This window comes from Shewanella sp. JNE2 (genome assembly GCF_023159115.1).
Classification (GTDB): domain Bacteria; phylum Pseudomonadota; class Gammaproteobacteria; order Enterobacterales; family Shewanellaceae; genus Shewanella; species Shewanella putrefaciens.
Window position 1 is genome coordinate 1,704,417 of record NZ_CP096169.1, and the last position, 15,260, is coordinate 1,719,676.

The 15,260-nt window shown below is 42.1% G+C and carries 17 protein-coding genes; 6 read left to right on the forward strand and 11 right to left on the reverse strand.

The annotated features are described in order from the left end of the window. Nucleotides 1-15 precede the first annotated feature (15 nt). Entirely contained in the window at nt 16-846 is an 831-nt protein-coding gene (locus MZ182_RS07585) for a hypothetical protein (RefSeq protein WP_411028075.1), read from the forward strand. 94 nt (nt 847-940) lie between these two features. Here the strand turns inward: MZ182_RS07585 and MZ182_RS07590 are convergent, their stop codons facing one another. From MZ182_RS07590 to MZ182_RS07610, 5 genes are all read right to left on the reverse strand, one after another. Continuing rightward, entirely contained in the window at nt 941-1,393 is a 453-nt protein-coding gene (locus tag MZ182_RS07590) for a FlxA-like family protein (protein ID WP_011789838.1), read from the reverse strand. A gap of 152 nt (nt 1,394-1,545) precedes the next feature. After that, on the reverse strand, nt 1,546-1,914 hold the full coding sequence (locus MZ182_RS07595) for a VF530 family DNA-binding protein (protein ID WP_014610319.1): 369 nt from the start codon (nt 1,912-1,914) through the stop codon (nt 1,546-1,548). Between the two features lie 138 nt (nt 1,915-2,052). Then, complete coding sequence (locus MZ182_RS07600) at nt 2,053-3,501, reverse strand: carbon starvation protein A (RefSeq protein WP_011789836.1); 1,449 nt, start codon at nt 3,499-3,501, stop codon at nt 2,053-2,055. 162 nt (nt 3,502-3,663) lie between these two features. Then, nucleotides 3,664-4,374, reverse strand: coding sequence for a two-component system response regulator BtsR (btsR, locus tag MZ182_RS07605; RefSeq protein WP_025008245.1), 711 nt, complete (start codon nt 4,372-4,374; stop codon nt 3,664-3,666). Next, nucleotides 4,371-6,053, reverse strand: coding sequence for a sensor histidine kinase (locus tag MZ182_RS07610; protein ID WP_248066484.1), 1,683 nt, complete (start codon nt 6,051-6,053; stop codon nt 4,371-4,373). The genes btsR and MZ182_RS07610 overlap by 4 nt, the downstream gene beginning before the upstream one ends. Nucleotides 6,054-6,181: 128 nt before the next feature. Here MZ182_RS07610 and MZ182_RS07615 point away from each other — a divergent pair, with 128 nt between their 5' ends. Next, entirely contained in the window at nt 6,182-6,424 is a 243-nt protein-coding gene (locus tag MZ182_RS07615) for a YecH family metal-binding protein (protein ID WP_011789833.1), read from the forward strand. Nucleotides 6,425-6,508: 84 nt separating this feature from the next. On the opposite strand, the gene MZ182_RS07620 is transcribed toward MZ182_RS07615, so the two are convergent. From MZ182_RS07620 to MZ182_RS07640, 5 genes are all read right to left on the reverse strand, one after another. Further along, nucleotides 6,509-6,850 carry a ribbon-helix-helix domain-containing protein gene (locus tag MZ182_RS07620; protein WP_011789832.1) on the reverse strand — a complete coding sequence of 114 codons (342 nt, stop codon included), beginning with the start codon at nt 6,848-6,850 and terminating at the stop codon, nt 6,509-6,511. After that, complete coding sequence (locus tag MZ182_RS07625) at nt 6,837-7,505, reverse strand: AAA family ATPase (RefSeq protein WP_011789831.1); 669 nt, start codon at nt 7,503-7,505, stop codon at nt 6,837-6,839. Before MZ182_RS07625 ends, MZ182_RS07620 begins: the two co-directional genes overlap by 14 nt. A 77-nt stretch (nt 7,506-7,582) precedes the next feature. Continuing rightward, nucleotides 7,583-7,885 (reverse strand): PilZ domain-containing protein, encoded by a 303-nt coding sequence (locus MZ182_RS07630; protein ID WP_011789830.1) that lies wholly within the window; start codon nt 7,883-7,885, stop codon nt 7,583-7,585. A gap of 153 nt (nt 7,886-8,038) precedes the next feature. Then, nucleotides 8,039-8,443 carry a phosphate-starvation-inducible protein PsiE gene (locus MZ182_RS07635; RefSeq protein WP_248066486.1) on the reverse strand — a complete coding sequence of 135 codons (405 nt, stop codon included), beginning with the start codon at nt 8,441-8,443 and terminating at the stop codon, nt 8,039-8,041. A gap of 283 nt (nt 8,444-8,726) precedes the next feature. Further along, nucleotides 8,727-9,236 (reverse strand): DUF2062 domain-containing protein, encoded by a 510-nt coding sequence (locus tag MZ182_RS07640; protein WP_011789828.1) that lies wholly within the window; start codon nt 9,234-9,236, stop codon nt 8,727-8,729. 31 nt (nt 9,237-9,267) lie between these two features. On the opposite strand from MZ182_RS07640, the gene MZ182_RS07645 reads away from it, so the two are divergent. Genes MZ182_RS07645 through MZ182_RS07660 form a run of 4 tightly spaced genes read left to right on the forward strand, consistent with a single transcriptional unit; the run spans nt 9,268 to nt 14,613 of the window. Next, complete coding sequence (locus MZ182_RS07645) at nt 9,268-11,592, forward strand: DNA internalization-related competence protein ComEC/Rec2 (protein ID WP_248066488.1); 2,325 nt, start codon at nt 9,268-9,270, stop codon at nt 11,590-11,592. Between the two features lie 32 nt (nt 11,593-11,624). Then, nucleotides 11,625-13,433: a lipid A export permease/ATP-binding protein MsbA gene (msbA, locus tag MZ182_RS07650; RefSeq protein WP_248066489.1), complete on the forward strand. Its 1,809-nt coding sequence runs from the start codon at nt 11,625-11,627 to the stop codon at nt 13,431-13,433. After that, nucleotides 13,434-14,447 carry a tetraacyldisaccharide 4'-kinase gene (gene lpxK, locus MZ182_RS07655; protein ID WP_248066491.1) on the forward strand — a complete coding sequence of 338 codons (1,014 nt, stop codon included), beginning with the start codon at nt 13,434-13,436 and terminating at the stop codon, nt 14,445-14,447. Further along, complete coding sequence (locus MZ182_RS07660) at nt 14,434-14,613, forward strand: Trm112 family protein (RefSeq protein WP_011789824.1); 180 nt, start codon at nt 14,434-14,436, stop codon at nt 14,611-14,613. Before lpxK ends, MZ182_RS07660 begins: the two co-directional genes overlap by 14 nt. Nucleotides 14,614-14,673: 60 nt before the next feature. On the opposite strand, the gene MZ182_RS07665 is transcribed toward MZ182_RS07660, so the two are convergent. Then, nucleotides 14,674-15,138 carry a hypothetical protein gene (locus MZ182_RS07665; protein ID WP_011789823.1) on the reverse strand — a complete coding sequence of 155 codons (465 nt, stop codon included), beginning with the start codon at nt 15,136-15,138 and terminating at the stop codon, nt 14,674-14,676. Nucleotides 15,139-15,260 lie beyond the last annotated feature (122 nt).

Sequence of the window (15,260 nt, forward strand, 5' to 3'; positions counted from 1 at the left end):
AGCCTTATTCCTAATGTGACGTTGGCGCAGGTCTATCTATCAGAGCAAGATTTCATCCCTTCTTCACCAACGAACAATCATTTAGCCGCAGAAAATCAGAGTAATCCTAATTCTGTATATGCTTTTGGTAGCTACCTTGGCACAGGGGTTTATCGAGCGGCAGAACAAAATGCTACGGTTGTGAGCGTTCCGCTTTCCTTCGATTTTCAAAAAGACAATGACAGCCAAACATGGCTACGCTTGCCTCTCTCCTTTGGTTTTTTTGATTATTTAGCCCAAGATCTCACCGAAGGTGAATTTCCTTCATCCGTTGGGACTATGACGGTCACTCCAGGTGTTGAGCACCATTGGCAGGCAAGTGAAAACACGCGTATGGAGGCCTATTTTGATGTGGGTTTTGGAACAAACTTCAATACCAGTGAGAATGTGGCAATTTTAGCGACAGGTATAAGTACCTTATATGATTTTACTCTGGGTGGAGAAGAGAGTGTTTGGGTATCGAGATTACATTTTGCTGGCTATAGTGAACGAGTTGGTCATCTCACAGACCAATTTGCAGTACTACAAACTGGTATTGATATAGGGCTTTCACCTCGTTGGCAATGGCAAAATATCCAAGTTCAACCCAGACTATTTGTACTCGGTTATTGGTATTTTAATGCACTCAATTTCAGTAGTGATAGTGAACAGGATACGGTAGTTTCGGGGAGTTATGAACTGGGTGCGACCTTTGCTTTTTCTAAGCCTATAGGTGCAGATTTACTCAGTATCGACCGAATTGGCTTAAGTTATCGCACAGGTGATGGATTAAGCATTTGGCGTTTATTATTTAGTTTTCCTATTTAATATTAATCCAGTTCTAATTCACTTCTACACACTTGAAACCCCGTCAAAGCGCTAAAAAGTTAACATCTTAACCGCTATTTTTTAAACATAGCTATTACCCTGCCGATTTCTGTGCATCCCGCATCTTCTTATCCATTAAGACAGCTATTTGACTACTAAGCTGTAATATTTGCTCTTGGATCAGTTTGCGTTGTTGCTCAGCCGCTTCTGAATTATCACCTTCAAGCTTTGCTAGCATTTCTTGCAAGGCTTTTATCTGCTCTTTTATCCGTTCGATTTGTTGATCAATAGGAGAGGTGGCTTTTTCTGATTCAGCGGCTTCGGCTTGTTGTTTTTTCTCTGCGTTACTTTCTCTTAGTGCGGAGCCAAAATCGGTGGCTAAAGCCGTACGACCAGCATTGGAGATTGATACAGTATCTTGGCTGCTATTCTCTTCAGTGCTATCTGTCGTGGCGGCAGATGATGTTGGAGATATGGCAATATAAGCACTGGATACGGGTTTAAATATAGTGCCACTTGCCGCATTGTTTAATCCATTAATATTCATCGAGGGCTCCTAATTACGCCTGATATGACAAGACTCAACTTGGTATCGGCAGGGAATTAAGATACTAAAGTCATTTTTTATGCGCAACATAATCGTTAAGAAGGTAGCCCTGATGTAATAAGGGCCAAAGCTAGAAATAAAGTGACAGCGACTTAGTTTTTCTTACCCCATATGTGGCTGTTGATATCATCAGTAGGTTGAGACTTATTTTGTACAGATGTTTTTATAGTCTGCCCTTGATTGGCCGAATGAATCTTGTTCGCTTTTTTAGGAGCAGTAGCGGTTACATTTTTCGGTGGGGGTAAAGGTAGCTTATTGGCTTTTAGGTATAAGTATTCTACTTTCTCCCTTGCCCAGTCGGTTTTTCTTAAAAAACGCAGGCTAGATTTAATGCTGGGATCATGGGTAAAACAACGGATTTGTATTCTCTCACCTAATTCTTCCCAGCCGTAACGCTCGACTAAATCAGTCACTATGGTTTCGAGTTTAATGCCGTGTAGTGGGTTATTTGCTTGAGTCATATTCTGTATATTGCAATGAACTATGGTCGAGATTATAACAGTTTTATAGGCAGAATTAGAGGCGTATTTGCTAACATAAAAACAGGCACTGTAATAGTGCCTGTTTAGTATTATCCATTTAGACGTGAAGCGATAAACTTAGGCTTCGTCTGGTAGTTCTGACTCGTTATCAATTTCACCTTTACCTTTCATTTTCACTATCAGTAGGCCAGTGATGACTAAGGTTGAAATTACGCCCGCAACGGTTGATAGGGTCATTGGCAAACCCGCACCTAAGGTGGCTGAGTTTAGCAGGAAGGTGATAACCACGGTTGTCATAAACATTGCTGGAATTGTTGTGATCCAGTGCAGTTTATTATGGCGTAATAGGTAAGCAGAAGCCGTCCATAACATTAATACTGCCGTCGCTTGGTTTGCGACGCCGAAGTAACGCCAAATCACACCAAAATCGACTTGAGTCAGCATGCCACCAATAATAAACAATGGGATAGCTAACACTAAGCGTTTTGGCAGCGCAACTTGTGGCATTTTAAAGAATTCAGCCAAGATCAGGCGAGCTGAGCGGAAGGCCGTATCACCAGAAGTAATAGGTAGAATAATGACACCTAGGATTGCCATAAAGCCACCAACTGCACCGAGTAAACCCGTTGAGGCTTCATATACTACGTTAGCAGGGTTCCCCGCCATGCCAGTGCTAAGACCTTCTACACCACCGAAGTAGGATAGAGCAATTGCACACCATAGTAATGCAATGATGCCCTCACCAATCATGGCACCAAAGAACACGAAGCGGCCATTGGTTTCATTTTCGACACAACGTGCCATTAGCGGCGACTGGGTTGCATGAAAACCGGAAATCGCGCCACATGCGATAGTGATAAACAATGCAGGCCAAAGTGGCATATCTTTAGGGTTTAAGTTTTGGAAGAAATCTCCTGCTTGTACATTAGGCAGTAAAGTATGCTCGCTTGATAAAATAATCGCGAAGGCAAGACCAAATGACATGAAAAACAGTAGCGCACCAAAGAAGGGGTACAGGCGGCCGATAATTTTATCTACGGGGACAACGGTAGCGATCAGATAATAACAGAAGATAATACCAACGAAGATGCTGACATCCCAGCCTGTTAGCTTGCCTAGTAACCCTGCAGGTGCAGAGATAAATACCACACCAACGAGCAACAATAGGATGATGGCAAACACATTCATAAAATGTTTTGCGCTCTTACCGAGGTATTTACCCGCTAGGTTAGGTACGGATTGACCACCGTTACGGACCGACAACATACCTGAGAAGTAGTCGTGTACAGCACCAGCAAAAATACACCCTATGACAATCCATAACATTGCTGCTGGACCATAGAGTGCGCCGAGGATAGGACCAAATATCGGACCAACACCAGCAATGTTCAGTAATTGGATTAAATAGACTTTACCCTTAGACATAGGTACATAGTCAACGCCATCGGTTTGGGTAAACGCAGGTGTTTGACGTTTAGCGTTGATACCGAAAACCTTTTCGACAAAAGCACCGTAAATAAAGTAACCGCCGATCAATAAACCGACACAGAGTAGGAACCACATCATTTTGTTATCTCCCCATTTGAGTTGCGAGGAGTGTAAACAAGTTGTTTACATAAAACAGTGCAATCTTACTTAGTGGTCGAAAATGTAGGGTCAGCGGCAATAGGATGGCTTGAGCGGTTTTTTGTCAACATCAGTCTTTAGATGGAGAGGTACGCTTGTGGGTTATTGGAAACCAAAAAGCTGTTTTAAACTCTTAAGATAACGGCGTGACACAGGCACTTTCCCCCCTGAATGTGTTGTGACTTCTGCTCCAGTATCCAATAATTCAATTTCAGCAATGGCCTTAGGTGCGATTAAGTACTGACGATGACAACGCACGAGTGGTGTTTTTTCTTCGAGTACTTTCAAGGTTAATTGGGTATGGACTTTGCCTTTTGTGCAAGCCACATGGATCCCACTTAAATCACTAAAGACATATTCAACATCCGCGATTGAGATGACTTTCAATTTGCTACCACTGTAGCAGGGCAGGTGCTCCAGACTTGTCGGAGCGATAGAACTCACGGCCTGTGGCGTGAGATTTTTACGCACATGTTTTAGTGTTTGGCAAAGTCGGTCGGCATCAATGGGTTTCAGTAAATAGTCAAAAGCATGATTATCAAAGGCCTTGACGGCAAATTCATCGTAAGCAGTGACAAATACAATTTTAGGTAGGTTATCGGGATCGAGCATAGCAATCAGCTCCATTCCAGAAATCCGCGGCATTTGAATATCAAGGAAAATAAGCTGAGGCTTTTCTTTGGCAATGATTTGTAATGCTTCTATTGCATTGCTGCATTGCCCTATGATTTCCAGATCGGCTTCTTGACTGAGAAGTTCGGTGAGTTCTTCACGAGCAAAAGGTTCATCATCAACAATTAAACAAGTGATCACGTATTGGTTTCCATAGGTTCAATTGGAAGGCGGATAATGACGCGAGTGTATACATCTCGCTCACATTCTACAGTTATGCCGTATTGTTCGCCAAATAGGTTTTGGATACGCTTATGGACTAAGTTCATACCCAGCCCTTCAGACCCCGAAGTCGGCTCATATAAACCAGCATTATCAGTAACATCTAGTTCTAAAATGTTGTTTTCCAATTTGCCTGTTACTTTAATTTGTCCTTGCTCAATCATATGAGATGTACCGTGCTTTACGGCATTTTCAATGATAGGCTGCAAGGTAAATGCAGGTACCTTACAGGGATATAAGGGTTCAGGAATTGCGATGTTGACCTGTAATTTATCAATAAAACGCGCTTTTTCAATAGTGAGATAGGATGCGATGTGATCTAACTCATCTCCAAGGGTAACTAGGCCTGTTGTACGCTTAAGATTAATACGCAAAAATTGTGATAATTGCTGTAATAGCTGTTTTGACATATCAGGATCGCGTTTGATAATGGCACTAATAGTATTGAGAGCATTAAACAAAAAGTGTGGATTAACCTGCGCTTGGAGCAATTTTAATTCGGCTTGAGTGAGTAAATTTTGTTGTTGCTCGAAGCGACCATATAGGATTTGATTCGATAATAGCCGTGCAATACCTTCACCTAACGTTCTATTAATATTCAAAAATAGCTTATTCTTAGGTTCATACAGTTTAATTGTACCTATAACTTCATTATCACTACGCAGTGGAATCACAAGGCTAGAGCCCAATTTACATTGACTTGAAATTGAGCAGGCATAGGGGGTTTCAACGCCATCGGCAAACATCACTTTATTCTGGTTAATGGCTTCTAGGGTTATTTGAGATGAAATAGGCGTCCCTGGAAGATGATGATCAGCTCCTATACCAATAAAAGCTAAGAGTTTTTCTCTATCTGTGATCGCAACTGCACCGACATTGGTTTCTTGGATCACAATCTGTGCAACTTTACCGCTACTTTCCTCATTAAATCCTTTAGAAAGTAAACCTACACTCCGCTCAGCAATTTTTAGGGCCTTGGTTGAAAAGCTCGAGGAAAGCTTATCAAACATGGTTTTTTGATCGCGGATCATACTCATAAATAGAGCCGCGCCGATAGAGTTGACGAGTAACATAGGTGGTGCAATTTGGCGAACCAATTCCCATGCGGCGTCAAATGGGCTTGCAATCAGTAAGATAATGCTCATTTGCATCATCTCTGCGTAAAAGGTGACTAAACAAACCAGCAGTGGATTATAGATAAGTTCACTTTTACCTGCTCTACGCAGATAAAAACCAATCATACCGGCAGACAATCCCTCCATCGTTGTCGATATGGCACAGGCAACATCTGTAAACCCTCCCATAGTATAACGATGCAGCCCACCTGTGAGTCCAACAAGAAAACCAGTAACTGGCCCTCCCAATAATCCGCCGAGTACAGCTCCCATGGCACGAGTATTCGCAATTGCACCGGACGTTTGTTCACCAAAGTAGGTTGCCATAATGCAGAAACAAGAAAAAATCAGATAGATGAAAACCTTGTGGGGCAGCCGAGGAGAGGTCTCGGCAAAAAGCTTAAATAATGGGGTTTTACTGACTAAGTAAACGATCACTAAATACAGCGACATCTGTTGGGTCAGTAATAGGATCAAGGACATAATGGCTCACATTATCGTCACAGATGTCGGCGTACAGATTCAAATTGACAGTATGTGCGCGAGATCAGAGTTAAAATTTAACAGTTCGGATATAAAGAACAATATTAATTGCATCTTTTGGAGAGGGTATGTCCGATTCTGTTCACGGTCATGATGTTATGGCGCTGATGGTAGCCCATGGTGACGCTATTTTAAAGTCTGAATTGATTTCCCTGATGGCACAAACATTTGGTGAGTCTGCTCGCTATCATACTTGCAGTATTGAGGGATTAACTGCATCGGAGTTGATTGATTTTTTAGTGACTAAAGGTAAGTGCCAAGAAACTTTGCAGGGAATGACTGTTGTTGCAGGACGTCAATGTCATCACTGATTATCCTTACTAACTTGAAGTGTGTTCGAGCGTGTTGATATTTAGAGATTGAGATTAAATAACCCTAAGCATCACACGCTTTTGTCAGGTATCTTCTTCCTCTTTATTAATGAGTCGATATTGTTCATCTGTTGAACGATGGCTGAATTCGTCAATTAACATTCGCAGTAACCGCGACTTTGCAATTTTGGTTGCTTTTGAAAGGTTATCGAGCTGGGAGATACTGGTTTCTGTTAGGGTAAAAGTGGCATGTCGATATATTTTTACTGATTTTTTATTTAACCCTTGATTCCCCATTTTTGGGGCTGCAGTTAATTGACTCTCTTTACCCAAGGCGTAATTATTCGCATCTTCGATAAAATCATCCACAGAAATAGGGGTGATAATGTGTTTGGGTTTCTTGCGTTTAAGATCAGTTAAGCTCATAGCTATTTTCTGGTGGTAATGTGAATAATTCATCCACAATGGCACGAATTTCATCAGCGGCTTTTCCATCGGGTTCGATTTCGATGACAGAGGAACCTTTTTCTTCACTATCATCATAAATGTTACGACAAAAAGTGACCGAGTTGAGTACCTTCAATCCAAAGGACTGTACAACTTCTTTGGCTTCTAAAATCCGCTTAAATTGTGTAGGAAGTGCAGGGCATTGCGTGAGCACAATAGTGGCAACCATTTTAGGATTGACCATTTTACAGGTGCTGAGCATATCTTCCATGTGGGGTAGCGTTTTAAGATCCCGCCTTTTGGGTCTTAAAGGGATCACAACATAGGCTGCGACTGACATCGCAGCGCGCATTGCAAGGTTATCTTGGCCACCACAGTCTACTATCACGTAATCGAATCGCTCATTTAAGCTGAGTAAATCGTTACGTATTTTCCCGTAGAGTTGAATACAGTTAATCGGGGGTAAACTTGGGTCATTATTTCTGGCTTGGATCCAATCTGAAGTCGTTCGCTGTGGATCGCAGTCAACCATAAGAACATTGGCTTGAGATTTTTGCTTGATATAAACCGCGATATTTTGTGCGAGACAACTTTTACCGCTTCCTCCTTTCTCTCCGCCTACCAGCAATATCATGGTGACATCCTCTGACTGAATCTTTGAATTAATTCAGTGTAGAACAGCCCCATGAACCCTGCATAGCTCGAATCAAATTAAAGTAATTGCATGGCAATATGATAGCTTTTCTCGTGGCATTGAGCGCAGCGACAGACTTGACCTTTTACGCTATTTTCTTCGGGAGTATGGGGATTGAAAGTGACCTCAACTAGCTCGCCGAGTGCGAAAGGATGTTTATAGTCAAACATGATACCCTTCCTCGCTAAGTCAATACAGACACCATCATCACAATGGCTAACGCCATCTTGATCGATCCAATTTAGGAGTACTCGTTCTGCTTCCATATCGACTCGCAGAGAGGCGCGTTTTTCTTCAAAGCCACTATGATGCTCACCCATAATTTAATTGCCTTGTAAATAATTGATCTTTGTAGAACTAGCATAATTGCTTTTTGGCAGAATACCAATGTGAAAGCGAGGTCTTTGGTAAGAGTTTTAAATAAGGACGGTAGTGCCACTGAATGGGACAATGGCACTGACTCGGGTATGTGATTAGTTGTCGTATTCTTGATTTTTTGGGTAAGGCATTTTCAGTTGGCCCCAACGGATCACAATTACGGTTGCAGCTAAGATTAAGGTTGATAGTGAAATGGCTGCAATCCGCCAATCATCCATACTTTTCATATCCAAAATCAGATAACGCGCTAATGCTACGATAGCAATATACAGTGGCATCCGTACGGGTAATTTACCCGATTCAGCGTAGTTGGCCACCATAGCTAAGACTTCAAGATAAATAAACAGTAAGAGTAAGTCTGCGAGCGCTACCGCACCAGCATTAAAAATATGGACAATTTCTTGGCCAATAGCGACCATGGTTGCAAGAGCAATAATGAATAATACGAAATGTTCTACGGCTTTAAGGCCTTTTGCCCCGTATTGACGATAAAATGGCATATAAACTCCCTACACAATATTTTTATAAATAGTAACAGTAAAAGTGGGTTAATTAGGGAAAAGTGCGTAAATTCTCTGTGACTCAATTCACAAGATAGATATCGGCCACAGTATAAAGAGGGAGGCGTTAATCTATGGGGGCATAGAAAACATTAATGTATCAACAGAACACCGATAATGTTGAACTATTCAGGTATTTAATTTCTATCATCAAAAAGTATACAGGGAGCACAAATTTTAAGTAGTTATGCTATCGATAGGAGTAAGTTAGCTATCAACGAAACTACTTATGTTGGCGTTTTTGCCATTTAAACATAATGGAATATTTCCACAAATTACTGATAAGCAAATAACCAATCGAAGAAAAAATTACACCTAATACCAAACAACCGACTAAAAACGCAGGGCCAATTGTTGTGAGTGATGACTCAATCCATTGCCAACTGGCTTCGAAGGCAAATTCCTGCGGGGCATGATCTAAAATTTTTGCGCCCAATAAATAAGCACCATAAAACATCACAGGCATAGTGAGTGGATTCGTAATCCATACTAATGCAACGGATACGGGGATATTGACATTAAATAGAATGGCAAATGCCGCTGCTGCAACCATTTGGAAAGGCATAGGGATCCATGCGACAAAAAGACCAACAGCAAAAGCGCCGGGGGCGGATTTTCGGTTCAGCGCCCAAAGATTTGGGTTGTGTAGTAAGCGCCCAAATATGCGTAAATGTTTATGTTCACGTAGGGTTTCAGGCTTAGGCATAAATTTTTTGATTAATTTTTTTGGCATAGCTGAAATTGCTGTCTTAACTTAATTCACTATGAATCGATTCATCTTAGGCTTTAGTGCCAGTTTATTATCAGCGATGTTATGGCCATCGTTGCCGCCTGTAGCTTATCTACCCTATCTTTTGGTCGGGGCTTTAATCTTATATCAAAAAGCACCGCTTTGTTCAGGTGTACTCTTTGCAATGCTGTGGCTAACGGTTTTTTGCTTAGGATTATCTAGGCAGGACCTTCCTGTGCAACAACAACCTCTACAGGTGAGGGGCGAAATCATATCACTAGTTAGCCAAAACAGCGACTGGCTTAGTTTGGATATTGCCATCATTAAACCAAATTTAATCTTAAGACCCCGCGCAAAACTAAGATTGACATGGAAAGCGCCACCAGACGTGGCAGTCGGGCAGGTTTGGTTATTCACTATTACACCTAAAAGTGTGTCTAATGTGCTGAACCAAGGCGGATATAATGAGCAGAAGCAATTAATTAGTCAGCATATTGTTGGTAAAGGACGAGTGATAAAAGCGGAATTAATTGAGAGTCAGCCTTCCTTAAGAAATCAACTCGTATCGGCATTAGCTCCTCAATTGGCGCCATTGCAACAGGGAGATCTTCTACTGGCGTTAATTTTGGGAGATAAGCAGCTTATTTCATCTGAACGCTGGCAAATGCTAAGGCAAACGGCAACAGGGCATTTAGTGGCAATATCAGGCTTACATTTATCTGTGGTTACAGCATGGATTTATGCTGTGATGATATTTGGATTAACTCGTTTTGTTCCTCATCCTAGTCGGCGAAATTGGGTTTTTGCGTTGTTACTGTCAGGCATAGGCGCTGCATTTTATGCTTATTTAGCGGGTTTTGGGATATCGACACAACGTGCACTGGTGATGATATTACTCTTAATGTTACTCAGTTTATTAAAGCGGTTTTCGAGTCCATGGGAACGCTTGTTATTTGCTTTATTTATGGTGCTATTGATTGATCCTCTTGCTTGTTTAAGTGCTGGGTTTTGGCTGTCATTTTGTGCATTAGCCATTATTTTGTATACCTTAGAGGCCGCTCCTAAAGTACACCAATTAACTAATGACATCACCCCTTTAGGGCGTGTTCGTGCAGGGTTATTGCAATTTTGGTCTATTCAATGGCGATTGAGTCTTGGGCTTGGATTCGTGCAAGCGGTGCTTTTTGGTGGCATAAGTGCACATAGTCTGTGGATTAATATGCTTGCAGTACCTTGGTTTAGTTTTGTGGTTATCCCCATCGCAATGGCGGGCTTTGTGTGCTGGTGGATTGGTACTGCGCTTGGATTCTCCTGGATGGGCTTACTCGAACTAAGCAATTGGGCCTTGATGCCCTATGGACAATTATTAGCGATAAGCGGTCAGTTACCCATTCATTGGCAAGTGGTCTCCGAAAGTGTATTGGCATTGGCATTGTGTGGACTATTAGGCGGTGTATTATGGCGTTACATCCCTAAACAACGTCTATATTGGCCTTGGCGTTTTATAGTGAGCTTACTCTTTGTTCCGTTTCTCTTATCATTTTTATTAAAATGGTTACCTTTAAAGTCAGCGACTTGGTCAATGCATTTATTAGATGTAGGGCAGGGGTTAGCTGTTGTTATAGAGAAAGAAGGCCGAGGACTAATTTATGACACTGGCGCCGCATTTGGAGAGAGTTTTAGTTACAGTCAACGGGTGATTATTCCTTTTTTAAATGCTAAAGGGATCCGAGAAATTGACTATGTGTTTATTAGCCATAGCGATAACGATCACGCTGGCGGAGCCTCTGCTCTCTTAGCGGCTTATCCTAAAGCTCAATGGATAACCGATGTAACTGAAATAGCTGGAAAGGGCTGTAGACCTCAGCAAATTAACTGGCAGGACCTTAAAATAAGCATCATTTTTCCACAAAAACCAATAGCGGGAAATAATGGTTCTTGTGTCGTGCGCATTGATGATACTCAGCAGCGTGTCTTATTGACGGGGGATATTGAAAAAAATAGTGAAATGAAATTATTAACGCAAGTCAAAATGCAGCCGACGATATTAATGAGTCAAGTCTTAATTGCTCCACACCACGGTAGCAAAAGCTCATCAACCGAAGCATTTATTGATGCAGTTTCCCCTGAGCTTGTTCTTTTCTCCGCGGGGCTCGGAAATCGATACAGTTTTCCTAAACCCGTGGTGGTTGATCGTTATCAGGCGCGGAATATCCCTCATTTAACCACAGGAATAGAAGGGCAGATTAGTGTGATTTTTCGCCATGATGATCGAGAAGTGAAAACCTATAGGCGCGATCTTGCGCCATTTTGGTACAACCGCTTGTTTAGATTTGGTGACTTGATTAATCCAGAGTAGAATGTGCACTTTGCCATAATTTAGTGTTATCAATGACAGCATCTCCTAATAACGAAATGTGGGTAGTTTTCAAACGATTACTGGGCTATCTCAAACCAATGAAAGGCATGTTTTTGCTTTCCGTTGCCGGGCTTATTGTTTATGGGGTCGTCGATGCGGCCTTCATCGCTTTTATCGGCCCCTTTATCGATAAAGGATTTTCAAGTGGTGCCCCTACTGCAATCAGTAGCAGTATTGCCTTGCCGAATAACCAAGGGTTTCATGCCAACAATGATGTGTTAATGATGGCACCACTTGTGGTTATCTTAATGTTCTCCCTACGAGGTCTTGCCAACTTTATTTCAACCTATGGCATCTCTTATATGAGTGCTCGTTTGATCATGGATATGCGTCAGCAAGTGTTTGAGCATTATCTCAGCCTACCCGTAAGCTACATGGATAAAGAAAATACGGGAAATTTAATATCTAAAGTCACCTTTGATACTGAACAGATTGCAAGGGCATCTGGTAGTGCATTGATTTCTATTGTAAGAGACAGTGTTACCGTGATGGGGATGCTAGTACTCATGTTCTACAACTCGTGGAAGCTATCCCTTTGTATCTTGGTAATTGGCCCGCTTATGGGGTTGGTCATGACTATGGTCAGTCGCCGTTTCCGTAAGGTTTCTAAGCAAATTCAAACTGCTATGGGAGGGGTGAGTGCGACCACAGAGCAGATGATTAAAGGCCATAAAAACGTTTTAGCCTTTGGTGGGCAAGAAACTGAAATTGCTCGCTTTGCAAAGGTGAATGATAAAAATCGTAATCAAAATATGAAATTAGCCGTAGCTCAAGCGATAAGTCAACCTGTGATTATGGTGATTGGTTCTTTCGCTTTAGCATTTGTACTGTATGCCGCCAGTTTAGACAGTATGAAAACGGATCTTACCGCTGGGACATTTGCCACTATTTTGGGTGCGATGATGGCCATGTTACAGCCCATCAAAAACTTAACCCGCGTGAATGCTGAGTTTCAGCGTGGTATTGCTGCTTGTACCACAGTGTTTGAATTATTAGATACTTTACCTGAATCCGATACAGGAACTTACACTGTTAAACGGGCTCAAGGTAATTTACGTTTTGATGAGGTTTGTTTTAGCTATGAAGGCCAAGAACGCCGAGCTCTCGATAATGTCAGCTTTGAGGTTAAACAAGGCCAAACTTTGGCATTAGTAGGGCGTTCAGGCTCGGGTAAATCAACCATTGCAAGTTTGGTGACGCGTTTCTACACAGGGTTAGAGTCTGGCGATATTTTGCTCGATGATGTGAGTATTTATGATTACTCGTTGAAATCACTACGTAATCAAGTGGCTCTTGTCTCTCAACAAGTGACTTTGTTTAACGATACTATTGCTAACAATATTGCTTACGCATATCCAGGTGAAGTGACCCGTGGGCAAATCATTGAGGCGGCAACACTTGCCCATGCGATGGAGTTTATCGATCAGCTTCCTGAGGGATTAGATACACAAATCGGGGAGAATGGCGTGCTGCTGTCTGGTGGACAAAGGCAGCGTATTGCCATTGCACGCGCTATATTGCGTGATGCACCTGTGCTTATCCTAGATGAAGCGACTTCAGCGCTTGACACTGAGTCTGAGAAAGCGATCCAACAGGGACTTGATAATTTGCGTCAAAACCGCACTTCAGTGGTTATTGCTCACCGATTATCAACCATTGAAAGTGCAGATCAGATCCTCGTGGTGGACCAAGGTCGTATTGTTGAGCGAGGCACCCACAAATCCTTACTGGAAATGGGTGGTATGTATGCCAAGCTGTATCAAATGCAATTTGGTAACTAGATGCAAACGCTCGTTAATAAAATTTGGTATCAGGGCCATCCATTACAATGGCTGTTACTGCCTTTATCCTTTGTATTTGGATTCATCACCTTTGTGCGCCGAGGTTTATTCCAATTAGGATTAAAATCGCAAACCATACTCCCTGTTCCTGTGATTGTGGTCGGTAATATTACGGTAGGCGGAAGTGGTAAAACGCCAATGGTCATTTATCTGATCGAGTTATTACGTGCACATGGTTTTAATCCTGGTGTGATAAGCCGTGGTTATGGTGCGAATATTGATGGTGTTAAGCAGGTTACCTATAACGCAAGTGCCACCGATGTAGGTGATGAACCTGCGATGATTGTTGCACGCTCTGGTGTTCCTATGGTTGTCGGTTCTAAGCGTGTAGAGGCTGCAAATGTCCTTATCGCTGAGCATGGCGTTGATGTGATCATTTGTGATGATGGTTTACAACATTACGCACTTGGACGGGATATTGAACTTGTCGTCATTGATGGCCAACGCCGTCTAGGAAATGAGTATTTACTACCTGCAGGGCCCTTAAGGGAAGGGCCTTGGCGGCTTAAAGACGTTGACTTTGTGGTTATTAATGGCGGCAATGCAGATGTGGGGCAATTTGAAATGCAACTGGCACCTACACAGGTAAAAGCGGTGGATGGTAATATCATCACCACTGACTTTGATAAATCACAGCCTCTTGTCGCTATGGCTGGTATTGGTAATCCCACTCGTTTCTTCGATTCGTTACAAGCGCAAGGCTATCAAGTGGTGTTATCCCACGGGTTTGATGACCATCAAGCCTACGATAAAAAACAATTATGTGATTTGGCAAAAGACCTTCCGCTGATGATGACCGAAAAAGATGCGGTTAAATGTCGCGATTTTGCACAAGAAAACTGGTGGTATTTGGCGGTCAATGCCAAGCTATCGCCACAATTTGATGAGCAGCTATTAAGCCGTCTTCACGAGGTGGTTGCTGCTAAACAAGGAAACTCTCATGGCATTCGATAAAAAACTTCTGGATATAGTAGCTTGCCCTGTATGCAAGGGAAAACTTGAGTACGATAAAACTGCACAACAGTTGATCTGCAAAGCGGATAAATTGGCATACCCTATTACAGAAGGTATACCTGTACTATTGGAAAATCGTGCCACTCCAATAACAGAAACGGTGTAAGCTAAGCAGTGTTAACCTGTAGTGTATGCGCGTAGTGTCATTTATACGCGCATTTTTTCGTTAAAATTGCACAAATTTTTGTCTATCTGCGTCAGTTGCACCTTCTTTGCATTCTCCGCGTATTTCACCTCGCCCAGACTCGATCATACGACTTAATTCGAAGTATCCTTCGCGGCAGTAACCTGTCATTTCTAACGTTTTTATGAGGCCAAGTTCTACCTGCTGCCCCCAGATTTCGAGTATTGCTTCCTTCTCCTTATAGCTTCTACGCAGTTCTTGGGGATCCTGTGATTTTTGACGCATTCGATCTTCATGGGGGAAAGGGCGCTCAGTATTGTCCCTGATTGACGCTTCATCAATAAGATTCGCTTGATAGATAAAGAGTTTCAGACCATCTGCTTTAATATCAGTTGTTAACCTATCTTTTAATTTACCTGCTAATTCAGTTGGATCGATGGGAGCGCTACTACAGGCGATAAGCGATATACAGCTTAGGGCGACAAGGCTGATAGATCTCAATGACATAATCAATTTTTTACTCGTAGGTTATTAACTTCCAGAAGAATACCTTAATATGGAGGCAAATATCATAGAATTATGGCGATTTTTGCTATATGACTTTTTACTGCGTAAGGTCTGATGAATAA

What these genes read in the sequence shown, in the direction of transcription:
- MZ182_RS07630 (WP_011789830.1), bottom strand. Translation starts at nt 7,885, where the DNA reads ATGGGTGAGCATCATAGTGGCTTTGAAGAAAAACGCGCCTCTCTGCGA.
- MZ182_RS07590 (WP_011789838.1), bottom strand. Translation starts at nt 1,393, where the DNA reads ATGAATATTAATGGATTAAACAATGCGGCAAGTGGCACTATATTTAAA.
- MZ182_RS07600 (WP_011789836.1), bottom strand. Translation starts at nt 3,501, where the DNA reads ATGATGTGGTTCCTACTCTGTGTCGGTTTATTGATCGGCGGTTACTTT.
- MZ182_RS07665 (WP_011789823.1), bottom strand. Translation starts at nt 15,138, where the DNA reads ATGTCATTGAGATCTATCAGCCTTGTCGCCCTAAGCTGTATATCGCTT.
- MZ182_RS07625 (WP_011789831.1), bottom strand. Translation starts at nt 7,505, where the DNA reads ATGATATTGCTGGTAGGCGGAGAGAAAGGAGGAAGCGGTAAAAGTTGT.
- MZ182_RS07640 (WP_011789828.1), bottom strand. Translation starts at nt 9,236, where the DNA reads ATGCCAAAAAAATTAATCAAAAAATTTATGCCTAAGCCTGAAACCCTA.
- MZ182_RS07635 (WP_248066486.1), bottom strand. Translation starts at nt 8,443, where the DNA reads ATGCCATTTTATCGTCAATACGGGGCAAAAGGCCTTAAAGCCGTAGAA.
- lpxK (WP_248066491.1), top strand. Translation starts at nt 13,434, where the DNA reads ATGCAAACGCTCGTTAATAAAATTTGGTATCAGGGCCATCCATTACAA.
- MZ182_RS07615 (WP_011789833.1), top strand. Translation starts at nt 6,182, where the DNA reads ATGTCCGATTCTGTTCACGGTCATGATGTTATGGCGCTGATGGTAGCC.
- MZ182_RS07620 (WP_011789832.1), bottom strand. Translation starts at nt 6,850, where the DNA reads ATGAGCTTAACTGATCTTAAACGCAAGAAACCCAAACACATTATCACC.
- MZ182_RS07610 (WP_248066484.1), bottom strand. Translation starts at nt 6,053, where the DNA reads ATGTCCTTGATCCTATTACTGACCCAACAGATGTCGCTGTATTTAGTG.
- MZ182_RS07645 (WP_248066488.1), top strand. Translation starts at nt 9,268, where the DNA reads ATGAATCGATTCATCTTAGGCTTTAGTGCCAGTTTATTATCAGCGATG.
- MZ182_RS07660 (WP_011789824.1), top strand. Translation starts at nt 14,434, where the DNA reads ATGGCATTCGATAAAAAACTTCTGGATATAGTAGCTTGCCCTGTATGC.
- msbA (WP_248066489.1), top strand. Translation starts at nt 11,625, where the DNA reads ATGACAGCATCTCCTAATAACGAAATGTGGGTAGTTTTCAAACGATTA.
- MZ182_RS07595 (WP_014610319.1), bottom strand. Translation starts at nt 1,914, where the DNA reads ATGACTCAAGCAAATAACCCACTACACGGCATTAAACTCGAAACCATA.